Annotated in this window: 20 protein-coding genes; 5 read left to right on the plus strand and 15 right to left on the minus strand. The window is 68.4% G+C overall.

Annotation, left to right across the window (positions count from 1 at the left end; all coding sequences use genetic code 11):
* Nucleotides 1-144: 144 nt before the first annotated feature.
* From cydC to ccoN, 12 genes are all read right to left on the minus strand, one after another.
* Nucleotides 145-1827 carry a thiol reductant ABC exporter subunit CydC gene (gene cydC / locus AC3DEZ_RS14645; protein WP_488388877.1) on the minus strand — a complete coding sequence of 561 codons (1683 nt, stop codon included), beginning with the start codon at nt 1825-1827 and terminating at the stop codon, nt 145-147.
* Nucleotides 1824-3518 (minus strand): thiol reductant ABC exporter subunit CydD, encoded by a 1695-nt coding sequence (cydD, locus tag AC3DEZ_RS14650; RefSeq protein ID WP_488388878.1) that lies wholly within the window; start codon nt 3516-3518, stop codon nt 1824-1826. Before cydD ends, cydC begins: the two co-directional genes overlap by 4 nt.
* The gene (locus AC3DEZ_RS14655) at nt 3515-4240 is read right to left on the minus strand and encodes a sulfite exporter TauE/SafE family protein (RefSeq protein WP_488388879.1); all 726 of its coding nucleotides are present in this window, start codon (nt 4238-4240) and stop codon (nt 3515-3517) included. Before AC3DEZ_RS14655 ends, cydD begins: the two co-directional genes overlap by 4 nt.
* Complete coding sequence (gene ccoS / locus AC3DEZ_RS14660) at nt 4230-4469, minus strand: cbb3-type cytochrome oxidase assembly protein CcoS (RefSeq protein ID WP_488388880.1); 240 nt, start codon at nt 4467-4469, stop codon at nt 4230-4232. Before ccoS ends, AC3DEZ_RS14655 begins: the two co-directional genes overlap by 11 nt.
* Nucleotides 4466-6871, minus strand: a complete 2406-nt coding sequence (locus tag AC3DEZ_RS14665) for a heavy metal translocating P-type ATPase (RefSeq protein ID WP_488388881.1) — start codon at nt 6869-6871, stop codon at nt 4466-4468. The genes ccoS and AC3DEZ_RS14665 overlap by 4 nt, the downstream gene beginning before the upstream one ends.
* On the minus strand, nt 6868-7380 hold the full coding sequence (locus AC3DEZ_RS14670; RefSeq protein WP_488388882.1) for a FixH family protein: 513 nt from the start codon (nt 7378-7380) through the stop codon (nt 6868-6870). Before AC3DEZ_RS14670 ends, AC3DEZ_RS14665 begins: the two co-directional genes overlap by 4 nt.
* Nucleotides 7377-8927, minus strand: coding sequence for a 4Fe-4S dicluster domain-containing protein (locus AC3DEZ_RS14675; protein ID WP_488388883.1), 1551 nt, complete (start codon nt 8925-8927; stop codon nt 7377-7379). The genes AC3DEZ_RS14670 and AC3DEZ_RS14675 overlap by 4 nt, the downstream gene beginning before the upstream one ends.
* Nucleotides 8928-9106: 179 nt before the next feature.
* Nucleotides 9107-9403, minus strand: coding sequence for a hypothetical protein (locus AC3DEZ_RS14680; RefSeq protein WP_141454254.1), 297 nt, complete (start codon nt 9401-9403; stop codon nt 9107-9109).
* A 17-nt stretch (nt 9404-9420) separates the two neighbouring features.
* A complete protein-coding gene (gene ccoP, locus AC3DEZ_RS14685; RefSeq protein WP_488388884.1) occupies nt 9421-10356 on the minus strand; it encodes a cytochrome-c oxidase, cbb3-type subunit III in 936 nt (311 codons plus the stop codon).
* On the minus strand, nt 10353-10481 hold the full coding sequence (locus tag AC3DEZ_RS14690) for a cbb3-type cytochrome oxidase subunit 3 (protein ID WP_318288375.1): 129 nt from the start codon (nt 10479-10481) through the stop codon (nt 10353-10355). The genes ccoP and AC3DEZ_RS14690 overlap by 4 nt, the downstream gene beginning before the upstream one ends.
* A 16-nt stretch (nt 10482-10497) precedes the next feature.
* On the minus strand, nt 10498-11118 hold the full coding sequence (gene ccoO, locus AC3DEZ_RS14695; RefSeq protein ID WP_141454251.1) for a cytochrome-c oxidase, cbb3-type subunit II: 621 nt from the start codon (nt 11116-11118) through the stop codon (nt 10498-10500).
* A gap of 13 nt (nt 11119-11131) precedes the next feature.
* Nucleotides 11132-12571, minus strand: a complete 1440-nt coding sequence (gene ccoN / locus AC3DEZ_RS14700) for a cytochrome-c oxidase, cbb3-type subunit I (RefSeq protein ID WP_141454250.1) — start codon at nt 12569-12571, stop codon at nt 11132-11134.
* A gap of 228 nt (nt 12572-12799) precedes the next feature.
* Between ccoN and AC3DEZ_RS14705 the strand changes: the two genes are divergently transcribed.
* The 5 genes from AC3DEZ_RS14705 (at nt 12800) to AC3DEZ_RS14725 (ending at nt 17664) form a co-directional block, all read left to right on the plus strand.
* On the plus strand, nt 12800-14374 hold the full coding sequence (locus AC3DEZ_RS14705) for a cytochrome ubiquinol oxidase subunit I (protein WP_488388885.1): 1575 nt from the start codon (nt 12800-12802) through the stop codon (nt 14372-14374).
* A gap of 13 nt (nt 14375-14387) precedes the next feature.
* Entirely contained in the window at nt 14388-15542 is a 1155-nt protein-coding gene (cydB, locus tag AC3DEZ_RS14710; protein WP_488388886.1) for a cytochrome d ubiquinol oxidase subunit II, read from the plus strand.
* 16 nt (nt 15543-15558) lie between these two features.
* Complete coding sequence (cydX, locus tag AC3DEZ_RS14715; protein WP_447104500.1) at nt 15559-15666, plus strand: cytochrome bd-I oxidase subunit CydX; 108 nt, start codon at nt 15559-15561, stop codon at nt 15664-15666.
* 299 nt (nt 15667-15965) lie between these two features.
* Nucleotides 15966-16706, plus strand: coding sequence for an SDR family NAD(P)-dependent oxidoreductase (locus tag AC3DEZ_RS14720; protein ID WP_488388887.1), 741 nt, complete (start codon nt 15966-15968; stop codon nt 16704-16706).
* A gap of 193 nt (nt 16707-16899) precedes the next feature.
* A complete protein-coding gene (locus AC3DEZ_RS14725) occupies nt 16900-17664 on the plus strand; it encodes a FadR/GntR family transcriptional regulator (protein ID WP_141454245.1) in 765 nt (254 codons plus the stop codon).
* Between the two features lie 17 nt (nt 17665-17681).
* Here AC3DEZ_RS14725 and AC3DEZ_RS14730 read toward each other — a convergent pair whose 3' ends face one another.
* Genes AC3DEZ_RS14730 through AC3DEZ_RS14740 form a run of 3 tightly spaced genes read right to left on the minus strand, consistent with a single transcriptional unit; the run spans nt 17682 to nt 20457 of the window.
* On the minus strand, nt 17682-18824 hold the full coding sequence (locus AC3DEZ_RS14730) for an alpha-hydroxy acid oxidase (protein ID WP_488388888.1): 1143 nt from the start codon (nt 18822-18824) through the stop codon (nt 17682-17684).
* A gap of 29 nt (nt 18825-18853) precedes the next feature.
* The gene (locus AC3DEZ_RS14735) at nt 18854-20092 is read right to left on the minus strand and encodes a sugar MFS transporter (RefSeq protein WP_488388889.1); all 1239 of its coding nucleotides are present in this window, start codon (nt 20090-20092) and stop codon (nt 18854-18856) included.
* Nucleotides 20093-20118: 26 nt separating this feature from the next.
* A complete protein-coding gene (locus AC3DEZ_RS14740; protein WP_488388890.1) occupies nt 20119-20457 on the minus strand; it encodes an L-rhamnose mutarotase in 339 nt (112 codons plus the stop codon).

Here is a 20457-nt window from a genome sequence, read left to right on the forward strand (position 1 = left end):
TTGGAAACACATGCAGGGCGGAGCTTGCTCCACTTTCTTTTTGCCTGCTGCCTGCTGCCTGCTGACGGGTTGGCGTGTGCATGATGCATCACGTAGCGGAGCGAGCTCCGCTCTACGGGCTTGGACAGCACCCGACGAGGGGAGCTAGCTTCGCTCCACGGGATCCGGCCAGAGCCGGCCGTCGATCAGGCGATGGGTTTCGTGGACGCTGCCGGCGGGCAGCGGTGCGTGAGTGATGACGAGAACGCTGCGCTCGGCGGCCGCCTCGGCGATATCGCGCATCAGCGCATCGGCGGTGTCCTGATCCAGCCCTTCGGTGGGTTCGTCGAGGAGCAACAGCGGCGCATCGCGCAGCAGCGCGCGCGCCAGCGCCAGGCGCCGCGCCTGGCCGGCCGAGAGCGTCGCGCCGCTTTCGCCGACCCAGCCGTCGAGCCCATCGCGCCAGCTTCGCACCAGCGCGTCCAGCCGGACCTGGGCCAGCGCCCGCCACAGGCGCGCATCGTCGGCGTCGGGATCGCCGATGCGCAGGTTGTCGCGCACGCTGCCGGCGAAGATCGGCGCGTCCTGCGGCAGCCACGCCACGCGCGCGTGCCAATCGGCGCCGCGGAACCGGCGCAGGTCGTGGTCCGCGTACAGCAGTCGGCCCGCGTCGGGATCGCGCAGGCGCAGCAGCAAGGCCAGCAGCGAAGACTTGCCGGCGCCGCTGTCGCCGCGGATGGCGATGCGACGCCCCGGCGCAAGCAAGAGATTCACGCCGTCCAGCAGCCGGCGCGCCTCGCCGGGCCAGGCAAAGGCCACGTCTTCCAATACCAGTGCGCCCTGTGCGGGCACGGCGACGGGAATGGCGGTCTCGCCAATCTCCGGCGCCTGCATCGCCACTTCGTCCAGTCGCCGCGCGGACGCGCGCGCCGCCTGCCAGGCCTGCCACGCCAGACCGATGCCGGCAGCGGCTTCCAGCAGGGCGAGGGTCATGAAGAACAGGCCACCCGCGACAGGTGCGGACAAGCGCTGCGCATTGACCGCGTCGAACAGCAGCCAGCCCAGCGCCGGCAGCAGCAGCGCCGCCAGCAGACCGTGGAGCAACACGCCGAGTGCGAGCCGCCGCTTGCGCTGGCGCTCCTGTCCGGCCAGTGCCAGCGCATCCGCATCCACCCGGGCCAGCCAACCGTCCACCGCGTCGAGCGCGGCCAGATCGCTGGCGCCTTCCAGCCCTTCGAGCACCGCATAGCGCAGGCGCGCGCGCGCTTCGGCACGTTCGCGTTCCAAGCCGCGCGCGCCGGCCTGGATCGCCCAGGGCGTGGCCACCGCGATCAATGCGAAAGCGACTGCCAGCAACAGGCCGGCCGCCGGCAGCCACCAGTACGCGATCGCGGTGCCGATTGCCAGCACCGTCGCCAGTGACATCAGCGGACCGAGCGCGCGCACCAGCAGGCCGTCGACCGCTTCGATGTCGGCCACCAGACGCGCCAGCAGATCGCCGACGCGATAGCGGCCCAGGCCCAGCGGCGCCAGCGGCAGTGCGCGGCGGAAGAACCACACTCGCAGATCCCGCGCCAGCGCGAGGGTGACGTCATGGCCGACCAGCTTTTCCGCGTAGCGGGAGAGGATGCGCGCGAAGGTGAAGGCGCGAATGCCGGCCGACGGCCCGAAGAAGTTGAATCCGATCGCCGCGCTGCCGGCCAGCGCCGCGGCGGTCAGGAAATGCCCGGCCAGGCCGAGCAGTCCCGTGCCGGCCAGCAGGGTGATCAGCAGCAGGGCGAAGGTCAGCGCGATGCCGCGCGCATGCCGACGGAACACGCCGCGCAGATCGTCGGGCCGCGTACTCATGCCGGCGTCTCCGTGGCGTGCGCGTGTGCGTCGCGCAGATCCAGCACGCGGCCGATCATCCGCATCGCCGCCGGACTGTGGGTCGCCATGATCAGCGTGCGACCCCGGGCGAAATCCGCCAGCGCCTGCAGCACGGCCTGTTCGGTCTCGGGATCGAGGAAGGCGGTGGGTTCGTCCAGCAGCAGCAGGCCGGGCTTGCGCAGGAACAGCCGCGCCAGCGCGACCCGGCGCGCTTCACCGCCGGACAAGCCGAAGCCGCGTTCACCGATGGCGGTGTGCAGTCCTTTCGGCAGACGCCGGGCGAAACGCATCACCTGGGCGGCCTCCGCCGCCGCTTCCAGTTCCGCGTCGCTGGTGTCCGGCGCGGCGAGGCGCAGGTTGTCGGCCAGCGTGCCCTGGAACAGGAATGGTCGTTGCGGCGCGTAACCGATCCGGGGCGGCGTGTCGTAATGGATCGCGCCGGCGGTGGGCGGCAGCCAGCCGGCCAGTGCTTCCAGCAGGCTGCTCTTGCCGCCACCGCTGGCGCCGACGAGGGCCAGGTGGGCGCCGGCCTCCAGTTCGAAGGACAGATCCCGCAGCACCCGCGGCGCGCTGGCGGCGGGACGCAGCGCCAGCCGTTCCACCCGCACCATTGGCGCGCGCGGATCGCTGGCCGCGTTCGCGATCACCGGTGATGACGGTGCGGTCTCCGGCTCGATGTCTTCCAGCAGATGTGCCATCTCGCCGGCCGCCGCCAGTGCCGCCGCGCGGTCGTGGTAGTGCGTGGCCAGCCGCCGCAGCGGCGCGTAGAACTCCGGCGCCAGCAGCAGGCAGAACACGCCGGTCGCCAGATCCAGGGGCGGTCCGCGCAGATCGAGCATGCCCAGGTAGGTCAGGCCCAGATAGAGCGCGATCATCGCCACGCTCAGCGAAGCGAAGAACTCCAGCACGGTCGAGGACAGGAAGGCGATGCGCAGGACTTTCAGGCTGCTGCGGCGCAGCCCCTCGGCGGCCTGTTCGATACCGGCCAGTTCGCTGTCGCCGCGCCCGTACAACCGGATCAGGCCAAGGCCACGCAGGCGATCGGCGAAGTGTCCGCCCATCCGCGCCAGCGCCTGCAGTTGCCGACGGCTGGCGGCCTCCGCGCCCCAGCCGACCAGCATCATGAAGATGGGTGCCAGCGGCAGGGTGAAGAGCAGGATCAGGCCAACCACGCGATCCGCCCAGAACGCGGCGATCAGGATCAACAGCGGGACCGCGATCACTTCCAGGCGTACCGGCAGGAATCCGCCGATATAGCCTTCCAGCGCGTCCACATGGCCGCCGAGCGTCTCGGCCAGTTCACCGCTGCGCCGGTGGCGCAGCCAGCGCGGGCCACGCGCCACCAGCCGTCGCGCCAGCTGTGCGCGCACCTGCATCCGAATCGTTTCCACCGCGTCGTCGGCCAGCTGCCGCGACACCCATCCGAGCAGCGCGCGCAGCACGCCGACCACGGCCAGCCCGACCAACAGCCACGCCACCGCGCGTACCGGCGCGTGGGCGACGAAGACCTGCTGCATCGCGCGGGCGATCAGCAGCGCCTGCGGAACCAGCAGCGCGCCCGCCAGCACCGTGCACACCCCCGACCAGCGCAATGGCCGCGCGCCGAGCGCGGCCAATGCCTTCAGGTGCTGCGCGGCGGTCGGCGCGCTGGCATCCGTGGCGGAACTCATGCGGGCAAGGTGCGGCAACCCAGCGCGCTGAGCAGGCCGTGCAGCGCGGGCGCGTGCGCCAGCCAGGGACCGGCCAGGGTCAGCAGGCCGGCGAACAACACGATCATCGCGGCGCCCAGGCGGGCGCCCGGACGCTGCAGCCAGCGACCCATGCGTGCACCCGACCAGGTCAGCGGCACCATCATCGGCAGCGTGCCCAGACCGAAGGCAAGCATGGTCAGCGCGCTGTCGCGTGCATTGGCCTGCAACCACGCGGCCGTCAACAGGCTCATGCTGAGTCCGCACGGCAACCAGCCCCACAGCATGCCCAGCGCGATTCGGCGCCACGCGCGATCGGCCGGCAGCAGGCGCGACTGCAAGGGTCGCAACCACTGCCACAGACGCGCGGCGGGACGCGACAGGAATTGCAGGCGCGCGCGCCGATCCAGCAGGCGCAGAGCGACCAGCACCAGCACCACGCCCACCGCCATGCGCAGGCCCAGCGCGAGGTTGTCGAAGCGGAATACTTTGAGCAGGCCGCCGCCGAAGCCGCCGACGATCGCGCCGGCCAGCACATAACCGCCGACCCGGCCGAGATTGACCTGCAACGCGGCACCCCAGCCGCGCTGCGGACTCATCGCCGAAAAACCGGTGGCGATGCCGCCGCACATCGCCGCGCAATGCACACCGCCCAACAGTCCGCTCAGCAGCGCCGCCAGCAGGGTGAGGCCATCAACCGGCATCGTTCCGATCCGTGTCGCGCGCGGTGTCCGCCGGTATCGCGGCATCGTTTTCGGGTGCGGGCGTCTTCGGCGCGTGCGCGGGCTTCCGCGCATCCTCGTCGTCGAGGATGTCCAGCGCGGGAGTATCCAGATCGTCGAACTGGCCGCGCCGCACCGCCCAGATGAAGGCGGCGACCGCCAGGCCCAGCAACACCAGGCTGATCGGGATGAGCATCAACAGGATGGTCATGGGGCGGACTTGTCCGTGGGCACGCGGGTCAGGCGCAGGGCGTTGGCGGTGACCAGCAGCGAGGATAGCGCCATTCCCAGCGCGGCCAGCCACGGCGTGACCTTGCCAGTGGCGGCCAATGGCAGCGCCAGCACGTTGTAGGCCAGCGCCCAGGCCAGATTCTCGCGAATGATCCGGCGGGTGCGGCGGGCCAGATCCACGGTGGCCGGCAGGCGCGACAGCGAAGTGCCGGTCATCACCAGATCCGCCGCGCGCTGCGCCAATGGCGCGCCCTGACCCATCGCCACCGACACGTCCGCGCCGGCCAGCACCGGCGCATCGTTGATGCCGTCGCCGACCATCGTGACGATGCGGCCTTGCGCCTGGAGTTCGTGCACGAAGGCGAGCTTGTCCTCCGGCGCCTGCCGCGCGCGGGGCTCGGCGATGTCCATTTCCGCGGCGAAGCGCCGCACCGGCGCGACGCCGTCGCCGCTGGCCAGATGGACGGCGAATCCCTGCGCGCGCAGCGCGGTCAGCGTGTCGCGCGCATCCGGGCGCGCGGATTCGCGCAGCGCGAAGCGGGCCACGCCGCGCTGGCCGTCGCCCAGCCAGATCGCGCCGTCGTCATCGCCGCCGAACGCGAAATCCGCCCGCCCCAGCCGCCAGGTGTCGCCATCGATGCGCCCTTGCACGCCGTGGCCGGTGACGGTTTCGACCTGCTCGGCATGCAGCGATTCCGCGCCGGTTTCGTCCGCGGCGGCGAGGAAGGCCGGTGCCAGCGGATGGCCGCTGTCGCGCTCCAGCGCGGCGGCGAGCGCCACCGCCCGTGCCCGCTCGAAACCGTCCAGGCCCTGCGCCTCGATCGTCAGCGTGCGCGGATCGCTCAGCGTGCCGGTCTTGTCGAACACGATGTCGCTGGCGCGCGAGAGCGTGTCGAGCGCGTCGGCGCGGGTCGCCAGAACGCCCAGTTTCGCCAGGGTGCCGTGCGCGGCGGCCAGCGCGGTCGGCACCGACAGCGACAGCGCGCACGGGCAGCTGATCACCAGCAGCGCCAAGGTGACCTCGAAGGCGCGCGCGGGATCGTGGAAGTGCCAGAACACGTATACGGCGAGCGCCGCCAGCAGCAGGCCGGCGACGAAGCGGCCGCCGATGCGATCGGCGGCGCGCGCGATCGGCGGGCGATGCGCCTGCGCCTGATCCACCAGCCGCGCCAGCTGCGACAACCGGGTCGCGCTGCCGACGTCGGTGACCCGCAACCGCGCCGGATGCTCGCGGCACACGGTGCCGGCGTAGACGGCGGCGCCGGCGCGCTTGTGGACGGGATGCGATTCGCCGGTCAGCAGCGCTTCCTCGAACACCGCGTCGGCGTCCAGCAGCACGCCGTCGGCCGGCACGTTGTCGCCGGCGGCCACCCGCACCACATCGTCCGCGGCGAGGCTGCCGACCGCGATCGATTCACGGCTGCCGTCGGCGCGTTCACGGGTGGCGAAGGCCGGCCGCGCGCGCGCCAGCGCGTCGACCTGGGCGGTGGCGATGTTGCGCGCGCGCTGCTCCAGCATGCGCGCGGCCAGCAGCAGGAACACGAACATCACCGCCGCGTCGTACCAGACATGGACGCCGCCGCGCGCCGTTTCGACCAGGCTGGCGAAATAGGCGAGCAGGGTGGAACCGGCGATCAGCGTGTCCATGCCAAGGTGGCGTGCGCGCAGCTCGCGCCACGCACCGGCCAGGAACGGCCAGCCGGAGTAGAAGACCACCGGCGTGGACACCAGGAAGGTCAGCCAGCGGAAAAAGTCGCGCGTGGGTACCGGCATGGTCCGGTCCACGTCCAGGTACAGCGCCTCCGCGAGCATCATCGCCTGCAGCGCACCGAGGCCGGCCACGCCCAGCCGCAGCAGCCAGCGCTTGCGTTCGTCCAGGCGCGCGCGTTCGCTGGCCTCGCCGCCGGCGAGGTAGGGCCGGTAGCCGAGCATCGAAAGCCGCTGCAGGATCCGCGACAGCGCGGCGCGGCGCGGATCCCAGGCGATGCGGATACGTCCGGTCACCGCATTGGCGGTGCTGTCGAGCACGCCCTCCTCGCGGGCGAGCGCGCGATCGATCAGCCACGCGCAGGCCGCGCAGCGCATGCCGTCGGTGAGCAGGATGATCTCGCGCCCGCCGTCGACCGGATGGCTGTGTTCGGCCTGCAGCTCCTCGCGATCCCAGATGCCGAGATCGACCGGGTCGGCGTCCACGCGTCCGGCGGCCGCGCTGCGCAGGCGGTAGTAGCTGCCCAGATCCGAATGGCGGATCCATTCGGCCGCCGCCGCGCAGCCCTCGCAGCAGAAGCCCGCGATCTGATCGTCCAGCGGGCGCAGGACCGGTGCGGCCGGCAGAGCCTCGCCGCAGTGGTAGCAATGCGGCGAAGGCGCCGTCGCGGTCACGGAGCGGCGTCGTCCTGCAGCGAGGGCGACAGGTGCACGGCGCGCTGCGCCTTGGGCAGGCGGGCACGCAGGCGCCACTGGCCATTGACCGGGCCGAGTTGCACCTTCCACGCGTGCGACGCGTCCACCGCTTCGTCCAGGCGCCAGCCGTTGCCGGCCGGCGGCAGGCGCAGGCGGCGATCGTCCTCGGCCCTGGTGGGATGTTGCAGATGCAGTTCCAGCGGCGCGCGGCGATCGAATTCGCCGCTGACCGGAATGACTTCCACGACGCCCGCGTCCACCCGCAGCACCGCCGCAAGCTTCATCGCCTGCGCGCGCTGGTCCGGGCCCAGATCGGTGGTCTGGATCTGCGCCATGCGATCCACCTTGTCGGTGACCGCGTCGGCGCCGCCGGCGCGCACGGAGATGTAGACGAGGCCGAGGCCGGCGACGATCGAGGCGATCGGCAGGCCGATCACCAGCCACATCACCGGAATGCGCCAGAGGGGGACTTTGGGTTGCGGGGTCATGGAATGGGTCCGAAGTAACTGCTCTCGACGACCTTGGTGGACACGCCGTCCTCGCGTTCGACGCGGATGCGGATGGCGTGCCGGCCGGCGACGCTGGACGGCGCGGTCGCGACCAGCGGCAGCGACAGCACCTCCTCGGCATCGGCCTGGATCCGCTTGCCGCCGCCGGCCAGGGTGATGCCCGCCGTGTCCGACTCCAGCACGACGCGGTAGGTGTGCGCCTGCTGATCCTTGTTGACCAGCTTGAGCGTGTAGCTGTTCTCGATGCGACCGCCGCCGACGTCGCGGTACAGCGCGTTGCGATCGCGCAGCACCTCGGCGATGACGTCGCTGCGGTGGGTCACGCCCCAGGCCCAGGCCGCGAGCAGCGCCAGCAGGATGGTGCCGTAGACGAACACGCGCGGACGCAGCACGCGGGTGCCCTTGCCGTCGATCGCGTTCTGGGTCGAATAGCGGATCAGGCCGTTGGGATAACCCATCTTGCCCATCACGTCGTCGCAGGCGTCGATGCAGGCGCCGCAGGCGATGCACTCGTACTGCAGGCCGTTGCGTATGTCGATGCCGGTCGGGCAGACCTGCACGCAGATGGTGCAGTCGATGCAGTCGCCGAGCTGATCGGGGGCGAACTTCGGCAGCGGTTCGGCGTGCGCACCGGCGCCGGCGAAGGTGATGGTGCCGCGCGCATGCAGGCGGTTGTCGGCCGCGGTGGGATGCTGGTAGGCGCGGAACACGTAGTCGTAGGCGGTGGCCTTGTCGAGCAGGCCGCGCGCGCGTTCCAGCACGCTGGCCAGGCCACGCTTGCGCGGACCGCGTGGTTCGCCGCGCATGGGGTCGTAGGCGATGATCAGGGTGTTGCGGTCGAACATCGCGCTCTGGAAGCGCGCGTAGGGGCACATGTATTTGCACACCTGCTCGCGCAGGAAGCCGGCGTTGCCCCAGGTGGCGAGCGCGTAGAACAGCACCCAGAAGGTTTCCCAGCCACCCCATTCCAGCGGCGCGCGCATGGCGAGGTCGCGGATCGGGGTGAAGAAGCCGACGAAGGTGAAGCCGGTCCACAGCGCGAACAGCAGCCAGATCGCGTGCTTGCCGCCCTTGCGCAGGATCTTCTGGCCGTTCCAGGGGCCGGCGTCCAGCTTCATGCGCTGGCCGCGGTCTCCCTCGGTCCAGCGCTCCATCCACAGGAACACTTCCGTCCACACCGTCTGCGGGCAGGCGTAACCGCAGAACAGGCGCCCGGCCAGGGTGGTGAAGAAGAACAGCGCCATCGCCGCGATGATCAACAGCAGCGCCAGGAACAGGAAGTCCTGCGGCCAGAACGACAGGCCGAACACGTAGAACTTGCGCGCCGGCAGATCGAACAGCACCGCCTGGCGGCCGTCCCAGCGCAGCCACGGGAACACGTAGAACATGCCCAGCAGCCAGAACACCGCGGCCACGCGCATGCGGTTGAGACGCCCGGACACGTCGCGCGGATAGATCTTGCGCTCGCTGACGTAGAGCGAGTTGCCCTGGTCGTCCACCACGTCGATGGGGATCTGCCGGCTCATGGCGACACTCCGTTGCGCGATGGGGGCTGGGATTTGCGGTAAAGCGGGATCGGAACGTTCATGGCATGGCTTCGCCGGGGGTTACCGGCGTGGCGTTGAGGGAGAACCGGACGGATCCAGTCTCCGGCGCGCGCGACGGGAGCGGGAGCGACGGTTTGTCGCAGGCCCGCCCCAGGCTTTCATTCCGGCGGCAGCGCGCGGTTGAAGCGGCTGGAAGGCCGCAGGAGTATCCACGTGAACAGGCTGGACGACGCCGTCGCCAGCCAGAACATGAAGAAGCCCAGCGTATAGCCGAGCTCGCGGGTCAGGGGCCAGTCGGGAAAGGTCGCGTCGCGCAGTTGCAGCGGATCCACGAACGCGAAGAACACCATCGTCGCCACGCCCGCCGCGAAGAAACTGGGCCAGAGGATGGCCCCGATCCGCTGTGCCAGCGGGCGGGGCGGGTGGTCCAGTCGGGGTTCGCTGAAATCGGTCATGGCGACGACGTTTCCTTCTATGGCGAGGCGGCGGCGGTTTCCTTCTTGCCCTTGTGCGACAGCGACCAGACATACGCGGCGACCAGGCGCGCGCGGGTCTCGCCGAGGAGCTCACGGTGCGCCGGCATGATGCCATGACGGCCCTTGCTGATGGTCTGGCGCAGGCTTTCGCTGCTGTCGCCGTACAACCAGTAGCCGTCGGTCAGGTCGGGCGCGCCGAGATCCGGGTTGCCCTTGCCTTCGACCCCATGGCACGCCACGCACACGCCTTCGTACAGCTTCTTGCCCTGGGAGGCGGGGAAGTTGTTGATCAGCTGATCCGGATGGCCCAGCGTGCGCACGTAGGCGATGGTGTAGTCGACCGCGTTCGGGCCGCCCATGCCGGTCAACGCGGTGCCCCATTCGGGCATCACGCCGTCGCGGCCGTCCAGCACCGTTTCCAGCACCTTCTCCGGCGAACCGCCCCAGTGCCAGATGTCGTCGGTCAGGTTGGGATAGCCGATCGCGCCCTGCGCGGACGAGCCGTGGCAGGTGGCGCAGGTATTGTTGAAGATGGAACGACCCAGCGACAGCGCCTTCGGATCCTGCGCCAGCTTGTCGATGGCCTGGTCCGCGTAGGGCTTGAAGGTCTGCTCCAGCTTGGCGTCCTCCACCTTCTTCTTGGCGGCGTGTTCGCCGGCCGACGACCAGTCGGCGGCGCCGGCGTAACCCCCGAGACCGCCGTACCAGGCGATGTAGCCGATGCCGAACGCGATGGTCAGGTAGAACATGTTGATCCACCAGCGCGGCAACGGCTTGTTGTACTCGGTCAGATCGCCGTCCCAGACATGGCTGGTTTCCTCCGGCGCCGGGTCGCCCGGGCGACGGCGCGCCGTCCACCACAGCAACCACGCGCAGCCGGCGATGTTCAGCACCACCAGGGCGATGACGTACCACGACCAGCCGCTGTTCATGCCTTGTACTCCTCGTCTTCCTCGTTCAGCGGCAGTGCCGCGGCATCATCGAATTCGGCCTTGCGGCGCGGGCTCCATACCCAGATCCAGCCGCCGATGAACAGCACCAGCAGGATTGCGGTCACGATTCCGGACACCATCTCAGCCTCCCCGCGGCGCGTGCTTGCCGAGCGCCTGCAGGTACGCCACCACGGCGTCCAGCTCGGTCTTGCCCTTCAGTTCCTCGGGCGCGGCCTTGATCTCGGCATCGGTGTAGGGATCGCCCAGCGCCTTCAGCGCGCCCATCCGCCGCGCGGTGGCTTCGCCGTCGACCTTGTTCTTTTCCAGCCAGGGGAAGCCGGGCATGTTCGACTCGGGCACCACGTCGCGCGGGTTGATCAGGTGCACGCGGTGCCAGTCGTCGGAGTAGCGGCCGCCGACCCGGGCCAGGTCCGGCCCGGTGCGCTTGCTGCCCCACTGGAACGGGCGGTCGTAGACCGATTCGCCGGCCAGCGAGTAGTGGCCGTAGCGTTCGCTCTCGAAGCGCAGGGTGCGGACCATCTGCGAGTGGCAGTTGTAGCAGCCTTCGCGGACGTACACGTCGCGGCCGGCCAGTTGCAGGGCCGGGTAGGGCTTGACCCCCTCCAGCGGCTTGATGGCCTCGGCCTGGAACATCAGCGGCACGATCTCGGCCAGGCCGCCGAACGACACGACCACCGCGATCAGGATGGCCATCAGGCCGATGTTCTTCTCGATTTTCTCGTGAGAGTTGCTGTTGCTCATGTCGGTCTCGTCCTCAGGCGCGCACTTCGGAAACGTCAACCGGCAGGATCGGTTGCGGTGCGGTCGAACGCGCGGATGCAAACGTCTTCCAGGTGTTCCAGGCCATCACACCCATGCCGCTCAGCACCAGCAGGCCGCCGCCCAGGCGGATCAGGTAGTACGGATAGGTGGCGTTGAGCGCCTCGACGAAGCTGTAGGTCAGCGTGCCGTCGGCGTTGGTGGCGCGCCACATCAGGCCCTGCATGACGCCGGCGATCCACATCGAGGCGATGTAGAACACCACGCCCAGGGTGTGCAGCCAGAAATGCAGGTCGATGGCCTTGGTCGAGAACATGCTGTCCCGGCCCAGCAGGCGCGGCAGCAGCGCGTAGATCGAACCCACCGAGATCATCGCCACCCAGCCCAGCGCGCCGGCGTGCACGTGGCCAACGGTCCAGTCGGTGTAGTGGCTCAGCGAGTTGACCGTCTTGATCGACATCATCGGTCCCTCGAAGGTCGCGATCATGTAGAACGACACGGCGACGATCAGGAACTTCAGGATCGGGTCGGTGCGCAGCTTGTGCCACACGCCCGACAGGGTCAGGATGCCGTTCAGCGCGCCGCCCCACGACGGCGCCAGCAGGATCAGCGAGAACACCATGCCCAGCGACTGCGCCCAGTCCGGCAGCGCGGTGTAGTGCAGGTGGTGCGGGCCGGCCCACATGTAGACCGCGATCAGCGCCCAGAAGTGGACGATCGACAGGCGGTAGGAGTAGACCGGGCGACCGGCCTGCTTGGGCACGAAGTAATACATCATGCCGAGGAAGCCGGCGGTCAGGAAGAAACCCACCGCGTTGTGGCCGTACCACCACTGCACCATCGCGTCGACCGCGCCGCTGTAGACCGGGTAGGACTTGGTGAAGCCGACCGGGATGGCGATGTTGTTGACGATGTGCAGCAGGGCCACGGCGATGATGTAGGCGCCGTAGAACCAGTTGGCCACGTAGATGTGCTTGACCGCGCGCTTGGCGATGGTGCCGAAGAACAGCACCGCGTAGGCCACCCAGACCACCGTGATCAGGATGTCGACCGGCCATTCCAGCTCGGCGTACTCCTTGCCCTGGGTCATGCCCAGCGGCAGGGTGATCGCGGCCGCCAGGATCACCGCCTGCCAGCCCCAGAACACGAAGGCGGCCAGCTTGTCCGAGATCAGCCGGACGTGGCAGGTGCGCTGGACCACGTGCAGGCTGGTCGCGAACAGGGCGCTGCCGCCGAACGCGAAGATCACCGCATTGGTATGCAGGGGGCGCAACCGGCCATAGCTGAGCCATGGCAGGTCGAAATTCAGCGCCGGCCAGTACAGCTGGGCGGCGATGAACACGCCCACGGCCATCCCCACGATGCCCCAGACCACGGTCATCACCGCGAACTGGCGTACCACCTTGTCGTTATAAGTACCCTGCACGCTCTGCATGCCACCTGCTCCTAGGCTCAACACCATGATCTTCAGCCCCACCGGCCCCCGCCCACATTGATCTGAATCAACCCGGGAGGGGGGAATTACGGACAAGGGGGTGGTCGGCGAACCACGGGCGGCATGTTGGCAACCCCGGAGGGGGTCCAGGGTGCGACAGATTGTCACCCCCGCCTGCGCCGACACGGGTCTAGAATCCCCCACGACACCGCTGCCGAGCCTCCCCTCATGCCGGACATGACCGTTGTCGAACTGTCCCGCCTGCAATTCGCCCTGACGGCGATGTACCACTTCCTGTTCGTGCCGCTGACCCTGGGCCTGTCCTTCATGGTGGCCATCATGGAGAGCGTCTACGTCATGACCGGACGGGACGTGTGGCGGCGGATGACCCTGTTCTGGGGCACCCTGTTCGGGGTGAACTTTGCCATGGGTGTCGCCACTGGTATTGTGATGGAGTTCCAGTTCGGCACCAATTGGTCTTATTACAGCCACTACGTCGGCGACATCTTCGGCGCCCCGCTGGCGATCGAGGGCCTGATGGCCTTCTTCCTGGAAGCGACCTTCATCGGCCTGTTCTTCTTCGGCTGGAACCGGCTCAGCCGGGTCCAGCACCTGGCGGTCACCTGGCTGGTGGCGGTGGCGACCAACTTCTCGGCGCTGTGGATCCTGGTCGCCAACGGCTGGATGCAGAACCCGGTGGGCGCGGTGTTCAACCCCGAGACCATGCGCATGGAAATCACCGACTTCATGGCGGTGATCTTCAACCCGGTGGCCCAGGCCAAGTTCGTCCACACGGTCAGCGCCGGCTACGTGACCGGGGCGATGTTCGTGATGTCGATCAGCGCGTTCTACCTGCTGCGCGGCCGCAACGCCGACTTCGCCAAGCGCTCGATGGCGGTGGCGGCCAGCTTCGGCCTGGCCGCGGCGCTGTCGGTGGTGGTGCTGGGCGATGAAAGCGGCTACGCCGTCGGCGAAAACCAGAAGATGAAACTGGCCGCGATCGAGGCGATGTGGGAGACCGAACCGGCGCCGGCGGGCTTCAACGCCTTCGCCATTCCCGACCAGGAAACCCGCACCAACCACTACGCGGTGCATATCCCGTACGTGATGGGCATCATCGGCACCCGCTCGCTCAACAAGGAGATGCCCGGCATCCTGGAGCTGGTCGAGCGCGCCGAGGGACGCATCCGCAACGGCCTCGTCGCCTACGAGAACCTGCAGAAACTGCGCGCCAACCGCGGTGATTCCCACGCGCGGTACATGTTCGAAACCCACTGGCGCGACATCGGCCACGCCCTGCTGCTGAAGAAGTACCGCGAGGACATCGCCAACGCGACCGAGGAGGAGATCGTCAAGGCGGCCTTCGACACCGTGCCGCACGTGGCGCCGCTGTTCTGGAGTTTCCGCTTGATGGTCGGGCTGGGTTTCTACTTCATCGCCTTCTTCGCCTTCGCCTTCTGGCTCGCCAGCAAGCACCAGCTGGACAAGCGGCGCTGGTTCCTGCGCCTGGCCTTCTACAGCCTGCCGCTGCCGTGGATCGCGATCGAAGCCGGCTGGCTGATCGCCGAATACGGCCGCCAGCCGTGGGTGATCGACGGCGTGCTGCCGACCTTCTTCGCCGCCTCGGGACTGAAGCTGCACCAGATCCTGATCACCCTCACCGGCTTCGTCACCCTCTACACCGCGCTGGCCGTGGTCGAGATCTGGCTGATGCGCAAGCTGATCCTGAAGGGACCCGAGCAGATCGTGCCGGAATCCCGTGGTCCGGCGACGCCCGTCGCCGCACCGGCCACGGCACACTGAGAGGAGCGCGTCCATGGACACCATTCCACTCGACTATCCGACCCTGCGCCTGATCTGGTGGGCGCTGCTGGGCCTGCTGCTGATCGGCTTCGCGGTGATGGATGGTTTCGACCTGGGCGTGGCGGCCCTGCTGCCGGCGGTGGCCCGCACCGACGCGGAACGCCGGATCACGCTGAACGTGATCGGCCCGGTCTGGGAAGGCAACCAGGTCTGGCTGATCGTCGGCGGCGCGGCCATCTTCGCCGCCTGGCCGCCGCTGTACGCGGTCAGTTTCTCCGGCTTCTACATGGCCATGTTCCTGATCCTGGTCGCGCTGATCCTGCGCCCGGTCGGCTTCAAGTTCCGCAGCAAGGTACCGGATCCGCGCTGGCGCACGCTCTGGGACTGGGCGCTGTTCGTCAGCGGGCTGGTGCCGGCGCTGGTGTTCGGCGTGGCGATGGGCAACGTGCTGCTCGGCGCGCCGTTCACCTTCGACGACATCCTGCGCCCGCACTATGCGGGTGGGCTGTTCGACCTGCTCACCCCGTTCGCATTGCTGTGCGGACTGGTCAGCGTGTCCATGCTGGTCGCCCACGGCGCGGGCCGGTTGGCGATGAAGACCGACGGCGATATCGCCGCGCGTGCGCGCCGCTACGGCAGCGTGGCCGCGCTCGCCACCGCGGTGCTGTTCGTCATCGGTGGCGTCTGGGTGGCCAAGGACATCAACGGCTACGTGCTGCAGATCGCGATGGATCCGGCCGGTCCGTCCAACCCGTTGGCCAAAGTGGTGATCGCCGAAAAGGGCGCATGGATGGGCAACTTCGCGCGCTGGCCGGTCATCTGGCTGTTCCCGGCGCTGGGTGTGCTCGGCGCGCTGTCGAGCGCGCTCTGCCTGCGCGTGGGCAGGGCCGGACTGGCGTTCCTGTCCTCGGCGCTGTCGATCGCCGGCATCCTGCTCACCTTCGGCCTGACCACCTTTCCGTTCCTGCTGCCATCCTCGCTCAATCCCGGCGCCAGCCTGATGGTGTGGGACGCGTCCTCCAGCCACCTGACGCTGTTCATCATGCTGCTGGTGACCGCGTTCTTCCTGCCAATCATCCTGGCGTACACGGCCTGGGTGTATCGGGTGATGCGCGGCAAGGTCGGTGACGACAGCCTCGATCACGATCAGAATCCGAACGCCTACTGACACCGGAGACACACGCATGTGGTACTTCAGCTGGATACTCGGCGCCGGACTCGCGGCCAGTTTCGCCATCCTCAATGGCATGTGGTACGAGATGCGGGATACGGATCACCGCAAGGACGATTGAGTGGTCCCGCGGCGGCGTGTCCATGCATGACCGTCCTGAACGTCGGTGATGCCGACGAGCCGTGCAGATGACTTCACGATAGTTGTCGCCATACACCGTTCCGTTGCCGTGGAGGTGGCTGGCCTCGAACGCGGGGACGCCCGGCGGAAATGGATTCCAGCTTGCGCCGGAATGAAGGCACAGGATGGTGATGACGAGTGTCATTCGTCTTTCATATGAAGGGAAATCGGCGTGGGTAAAGGCGGCGGGCGTTAAGCTGCCGGAAGTTCACATCGGCCCCCACGGCCAGGAGCATCAACATGGATTTCAAGAACAAGGTCGTCATCGTCACCGGCGGTGCCAGCGGTATCGGCGAAGCCAGCGCGAAACTTTTCGCCGAACATGGCGCGCACGTGGTGATCGCGGATTTCTCGGAACACGGGCAGGCGATCGCCGACGCATTGTCGAAGCAGGGCGTGAGATCCCTGTTCGTGAAGACCGACGTGACCGACACCACCGCCGTGCAGCGGATGGTGGATCAAACCGTCGCCGCGTTCGGCCGCATCGATGTGCTGTTCGCCAACGCCGGCATCGCCGCCGACGGTCCGATCGACCAGCTATCCGAGGCGGCCTGGGATCGCACCATCGGCATCAACCTCACCGGCGTCTATCTGTGCGACAAGTACGTCATCGCGCAGATGCTCAAGCAGGGCGGTGGCGTGATCGTCAATTGCGGTTCCATCCACAGCCACGTCGGCAAGCAGGGCGTCACCGCCTATGCCGCGGCCAAGGGCGGCGTGAAGCTGCTGACCCAGACCCTGGCCATCGACTACGGTGCGCGCGGCATCCGCGTCAACGCGGTCTGCCCGGGCTACATCGACACGCCGCTGCTCAAGGACCTCCCGGCCGAGGCCAAGCAGGCGCTGGAGAAGCTGCATCCGATGGGCCGCCTGGGCCGCGCCGAGGAAGTCGCGCGCACGGTGCTGTTCCTCGCCAGCGACGATGCTTCCTTCGTCAACGGCGCCTCGCTGCTGGTCGACGGCGGTTACACCGCCCAATGAGTCGGTGGGCGGGGTGCCGATGCGCCCCACCCCATTTTCCGGCCTTTCCGGTTTCCATGCTTCCGCCTGCCCGTCCACCTGTTCGGCGCCCGATCGCCGGCACGCGCAGCGGCGTCGCGGCCGGGACCACTGCGGGATTGGCCTATAATCGCGGGATGTTCCCAGCAAGCCCGCCGGATGCGGAGCCCCGGACATGCCAGTCAAGAGCATCCAGAACCGTCGCCTTTACCAGCAGATCGCCGACCAGTTGCGCGGCATGATCAACCGTGGCGAATTCCCGCCGGGCAGCTACCTGCCGCCGGAACGCGAGCTGTCGCAGCAGTTCGGCGTCAGCCGCACCTCGCTGCGCGAAGCCCTGATCGCGCTGGAAGTGCTCGGCCTGGTGCGGGTCCGGGTGGGTGACGGGGTCAGCGTGGTGGGGCCGGACGCCGACGAAGCGCCGCCGGTCGAGCACGCGCTGGATCGCGCCCGCCAGCTCAATCCATGGACGTTGGATCCGGAACTGGGCGTGGTGGCCGATTTCGACGCCGAGATCCCGCCGTTCTCGCTGCTCAGCGCGCGCCGGCTGGTGGAACCGGAAACCGCCGCGCTGGCGGCCGAGAACGCCACCGATGATCAGATCGCCGGCATCGAGGAAGCCCTGCAGCGCAATATCGCAGACAACCAGCATGCCTCGACCACCCATCCGGGTGACCGGCTGCTGCATATCCGCATCGCCGATGCCAGCGGCAATCCCGCTTATTCGCTGCTGATCCGGCACCTGCTGGGCCATCAATACGGCGCGATGTTCCAGCGCGTGCAGGCCTTGTATACGGTGGAAGACATGCCGCGTCGCTCGGAACTGGAGCACGAGGCCATCGTCGATGCGATTCGTGATCGGGATCCGGACGCCGCGCGCGCGGCGATGGAACGACACCTGGATTCGGTGATCCGGATCTTCTCCGGCGGCGAGCGCTGAAACCCGGGCAGCCCGCCTCAGGGCCGCCACAACACCTGCGGACCCACTTCGCGCACGTCGCGGGTGCCGGTGAGCGCCATGCTGACGTCCAGTTCCCGGCGGATCAGGTCCAGCGCGGTGGTGACGCCGCGTTCGCCCATCGCGCCCAGGCCGTACAGGAAGGCCTTGCCGATCAGCGTGCCGCGCGCGCCCAGCGCCAATGCCTTCAGCACGTCCTGGCCGCTGCGCACGCCACTGTCGAACCAGATCTCGCAGCGATCACCGACCGCCTTGACCACCTGTGGCAACGCGAGGATCGCCGGCGGGGCGGAGTCCAGCTGGCGGCCGCCATGATTGGACACCACGATGACATCGGCGCCGGCATCCACCGCCGCGCGCGCATCGTCCGCGTCCAGGATGCCCTTCACGATCAGCTTGCCCGGCCACAACGAACGCACCCAGGCCACGTCTTTCCAGCTGAGGGTGGGATCGAACTGGCTGCCGATCCACTGCGAGAGCGTGGTCATGCCCTTGCCGCCGCCGGGAATGAAGCCGGCCAGGTTGCCGAAGTTGCGATGCGGCGTGCGCAGCATGCCCAGCGCCCAGCGCGGGCGCTGCAGCACGTCCAGCGCGTTGCCCAGGGTCAGCTTCGGCGGCACGGTCAGGCCATTCTTGATGTCGCGATGGCGCTGTCCCTGGATCTGCAGATCGGCGGTAAGCACCAGCGCGGAGCATTGCGCGGCCTTCGCGCGCTGGATCAGCGCGGCGGCGAAATCGCGGTCGCGCATCACGTACAGCTGGAACCAGAACGGCTTTTCCACCGCCGCGCGCACCGCCTCGATGGAACAGATCGAAACCGTGCTGAGAGTGAAGGGCACGCCGGTGGCCTGGGCCGCGCGCGCGGCGAGGATCTCGCCATCGGCATGCAGGATGCCGGTCAACCCGGTGGGCGCCAGGCCCACCGGCATCGACACCGCTTCGCCGGCCATGGTGGTGGCGAGCGAGCGCCGGTCGACATCGATCATCACCCGCTGGCGCAGCATCAGCGCGTCCAGCGCCCGGCGGTTGCCGTTGAGGGTGTGCTCGTCGTAGGAGCCGCGATCCACGTAGTCGAAGATGGCGCGCGGCGCGCGGCGCATCGCCAGCTGGCGGAGATCCTCGTTGCAGGTGATCGGAGTCATGGCGGAAACGGAGTCGGGTCGGGGTGCGGTCAGGACTGCGGATGCCGGCGCGCGTACAGACCATACAGCGCGACCACCAGGAAGCAGAAGGCCGGAATCCAGAACGCGGTCTCGATGCCGGCCATGTCCGCCAGCCGGCCCATGAACCACGGCACGATGGCGCCACCGACAATCGCCATGATGATGAAGCTGGCGCCGCGCTTGGTCTGCGCGCCCAGCCCCTTGATGCCGAGCGCGAAGATGGTCGGGAACATCATCGACATGAAGAAGAACACGGCGATCAGCGCGGCGACCGAGATCTTGCCCATGCCGGCGATGACCACCCCGCACAACAGGATGTTGATCACCGCGTACACGCTGAGCAGGCGGGCCGGCGAGACCCTGCGCATCAGCGCGATGGTGAGGAAGCGGCCGGCCACGAAGCAGCCCAGCGCCACCGACAACAGGTAGGCGGCGCGTTCGGAAGACAATCGGGGGATGTGATCCACCGCGTAGTTGATGAAGAACGCGCCCGCGCCAACCTGCGCGGCCACGTAGAAGAACTGCGCGATCACCGCGAACACGAAATGACGCTGCGAGAACAGCGGTGCGCGGGGAGCGGTCGCCGCGATGGAGGAGGCGTCAGCGGAAACCTCCGGCATCCGCGTCCGCCAGATCAGCACGGCGATGGCGATGACCACCAGCGCGGTGGTGACGTAGATCAGCTGCACGCCATGACTGCCGGAAATCCCCGAGTCGGCGGCGCCGAAGAACAGCTTGCCGGCGATAAACGGCGCGATGAACGTGCCCAGTCCATTGAACGACTGCGACAGGTTGAGCCGCCGCTCCGAATCATTCGCCGGACCCAGCACCGTGACGTAGGGATTGGCGGCGGTTTCCAGGCAGGCCAGGCCACAGGCGATCACGAACAGCGCGAACAGGAAGTACTCGAACACGCCGGCGCGGGTGGCGGGAATGAACAGCAGCGCGCCGCAGGCGAACAGCCCCAGTCCCAGCAGGATGCCGGTCTTGTAGCCATGCCGTTCCATCAGCGCGGCGGCCGGCAGCGCCATCACGAAATAGGCGCCGAAGTAGGCCATCTGCAACAACGCCGAGCGCGCGCGGGTGATGTCCAGGGCTTCCTGGAAGTGCTTGTTGAGCACGTCCAGCAGACCGTAGGAGAAACCCCACAGGAAGAACAGGCAGGTCACCAGGATGAAAGCCAGCCGGTAGCGCTGCGCGCCGCTGTCCTGCAGGGTCGGGGAGGCGGTACCGGGCAATGCGGGCATGGCGGAAGCTCCTGCGGAAAGTTGGGTCAGGCGTCGGTCAGGCGGAAAAGCGGTTGCATCGGGGTCCACTTGGCGCCTTCCGGCGTCCACGGCGTGGTCTTCTGGAACGACCACATCAGGTCTTCCCACGCGCGCAGGCGCGCGTCCGTGCGCTCGGCCTCGGCCATGCGCGCGGCGTCGAACACCGCGTCGTCGGTGTCCATCACCATCACCATGCGCGTGCCCAGGCGGAAGATCTCCAGCTCACGCACGCCCTGCGCGCGCAGGTGCGCCAGCACTTCCGGCCAGACCTGGCGGTGGTATTGCTCGTAGGCCGCGATCAGTTCCGGATCGTCGTGCAGGTCCAGGGCCAGGCAATGGCGCAT

Source organism: Pseudoxanthomonas sp. 134C1, from assembly GCF_057773065.1.

Coding starts and splice junctions, on each gene's coding strand:
- cydC (WP_488388877.1), bottom strand. CDS start 1,827: ATGAGTACGCGGCCCGACGATCTGCGCGGCGTGTTCCGTCGGCATGCG.
- cydD (WP_488388878.1), bottom strand. CDS start 3,518: ATGAGTTCCGCCACGGATGCCAGCGCGCCGACCGCCGCGCAGCACCTG.
- AC3DEZ_RS14655 (WP_488388879.1), bottom strand. CDS start 4,240: ATGCCGGTTGATGGCCTCACCCTGCTGGCGGCGCTGCTGAGCGGACTG.
- ccoS (WP_488388880.1), bottom strand. CDS start 4,469: ATGACCATCCTGTTGATGCTCATCCCGATCAGCCTGGTGTTGCTGGGC.
- AC3DEZ_RS14670 (WP_488388882.1), bottom strand. CDS start 7,380: ATGACCCCGCAACCCAAAGTCCCCCTCTGGCGCATTCCGGTGATGTGG.
- AC3DEZ_RS14675 (WP_488388883.1), bottom strand. CDS start 8,927: ATGAGCCGGCAGATCCCCATCGACGTGGTGGACGACCAGGGCAACTCG.
- AC3DEZ_RS14680 (WP_141454254.1), bottom strand. CDS start 9,403: ATGACCGATTTCAGCGAACCCCGACTGGACCACCCGCCCCGCCCGCTG.
- ccoP (WP_488388884.1), bottom strand. CDS start 10,356: ATGAACAGCGGCTGGTCGTGGTACGTCATCGCCCTGGTGGTGCTGAAC.
- ccoO (WP_141454251.1), bottom strand. CDS start 11,118: ATGAGCAACAGCAACTCTCACGAGAAAATCGAGAAGAACATCGGCCTG.
- ccoN (WP_141454250.1), bottom strand. CDS start 12,571: ATGCAGAGCGTGCAGGGTACTTATAACGACAAGGTGGTACGCCAGTTC.
- AC3DEZ_RS14705 (WP_488388885.1), top strand. CDS start 12,800: ATGCCGGACATGACCGTTGTCGAACTGTCCCGCCTGCAATTCGCCCTG.
- cydB (WP_488388886.1), top strand. CDS start 14,388: ATGGACACCATTCCACTCGACTATCCGACCCTGCGCCTGATCTGGTGG.
- cydX (WP_447104500.1), top strand. CDS start 15,559: ATGTGGTACTTCAGCTGGATACTCGGCGCCGGACTCGCGGCCAGTTTC.
- AC3DEZ_RS14720 (WP_488388887.1), top strand. CDS start 15,966: ATGGATTTCAAGAACAAGGTCGTCATCGTCACCGGCGGTGCCAGCGGT.
- AC3DEZ_RS14725 (WP_141454245.1), top strand. CDS start 16,900: ATGCCAGTCAAGAGCATCCAGAACCGTCGCCTTTACCAGCAGATCGCC.
- AC3DEZ_RS14730 (WP_488388888.1), bottom strand. CDS start 18,824: ATGACTCCGATCACCTGCAACGAGGATCTCCGCCAGCTGGCGATGCGC.
- AC3DEZ_RS14735 (WP_488388889.1), bottom strand. CDS start 20,092: ATGCCCGCATTGCCCGGTACCGCCTCCCCGACCCTGCAGGACAGCGGC.
- AC3DEZ_RS14740 (WP_488388890.1), bottom strand. CDS start 20,457: ATGCGCCATTGCCTGGCCCTGGACCTGCACGACGATCCGGAACTGATC.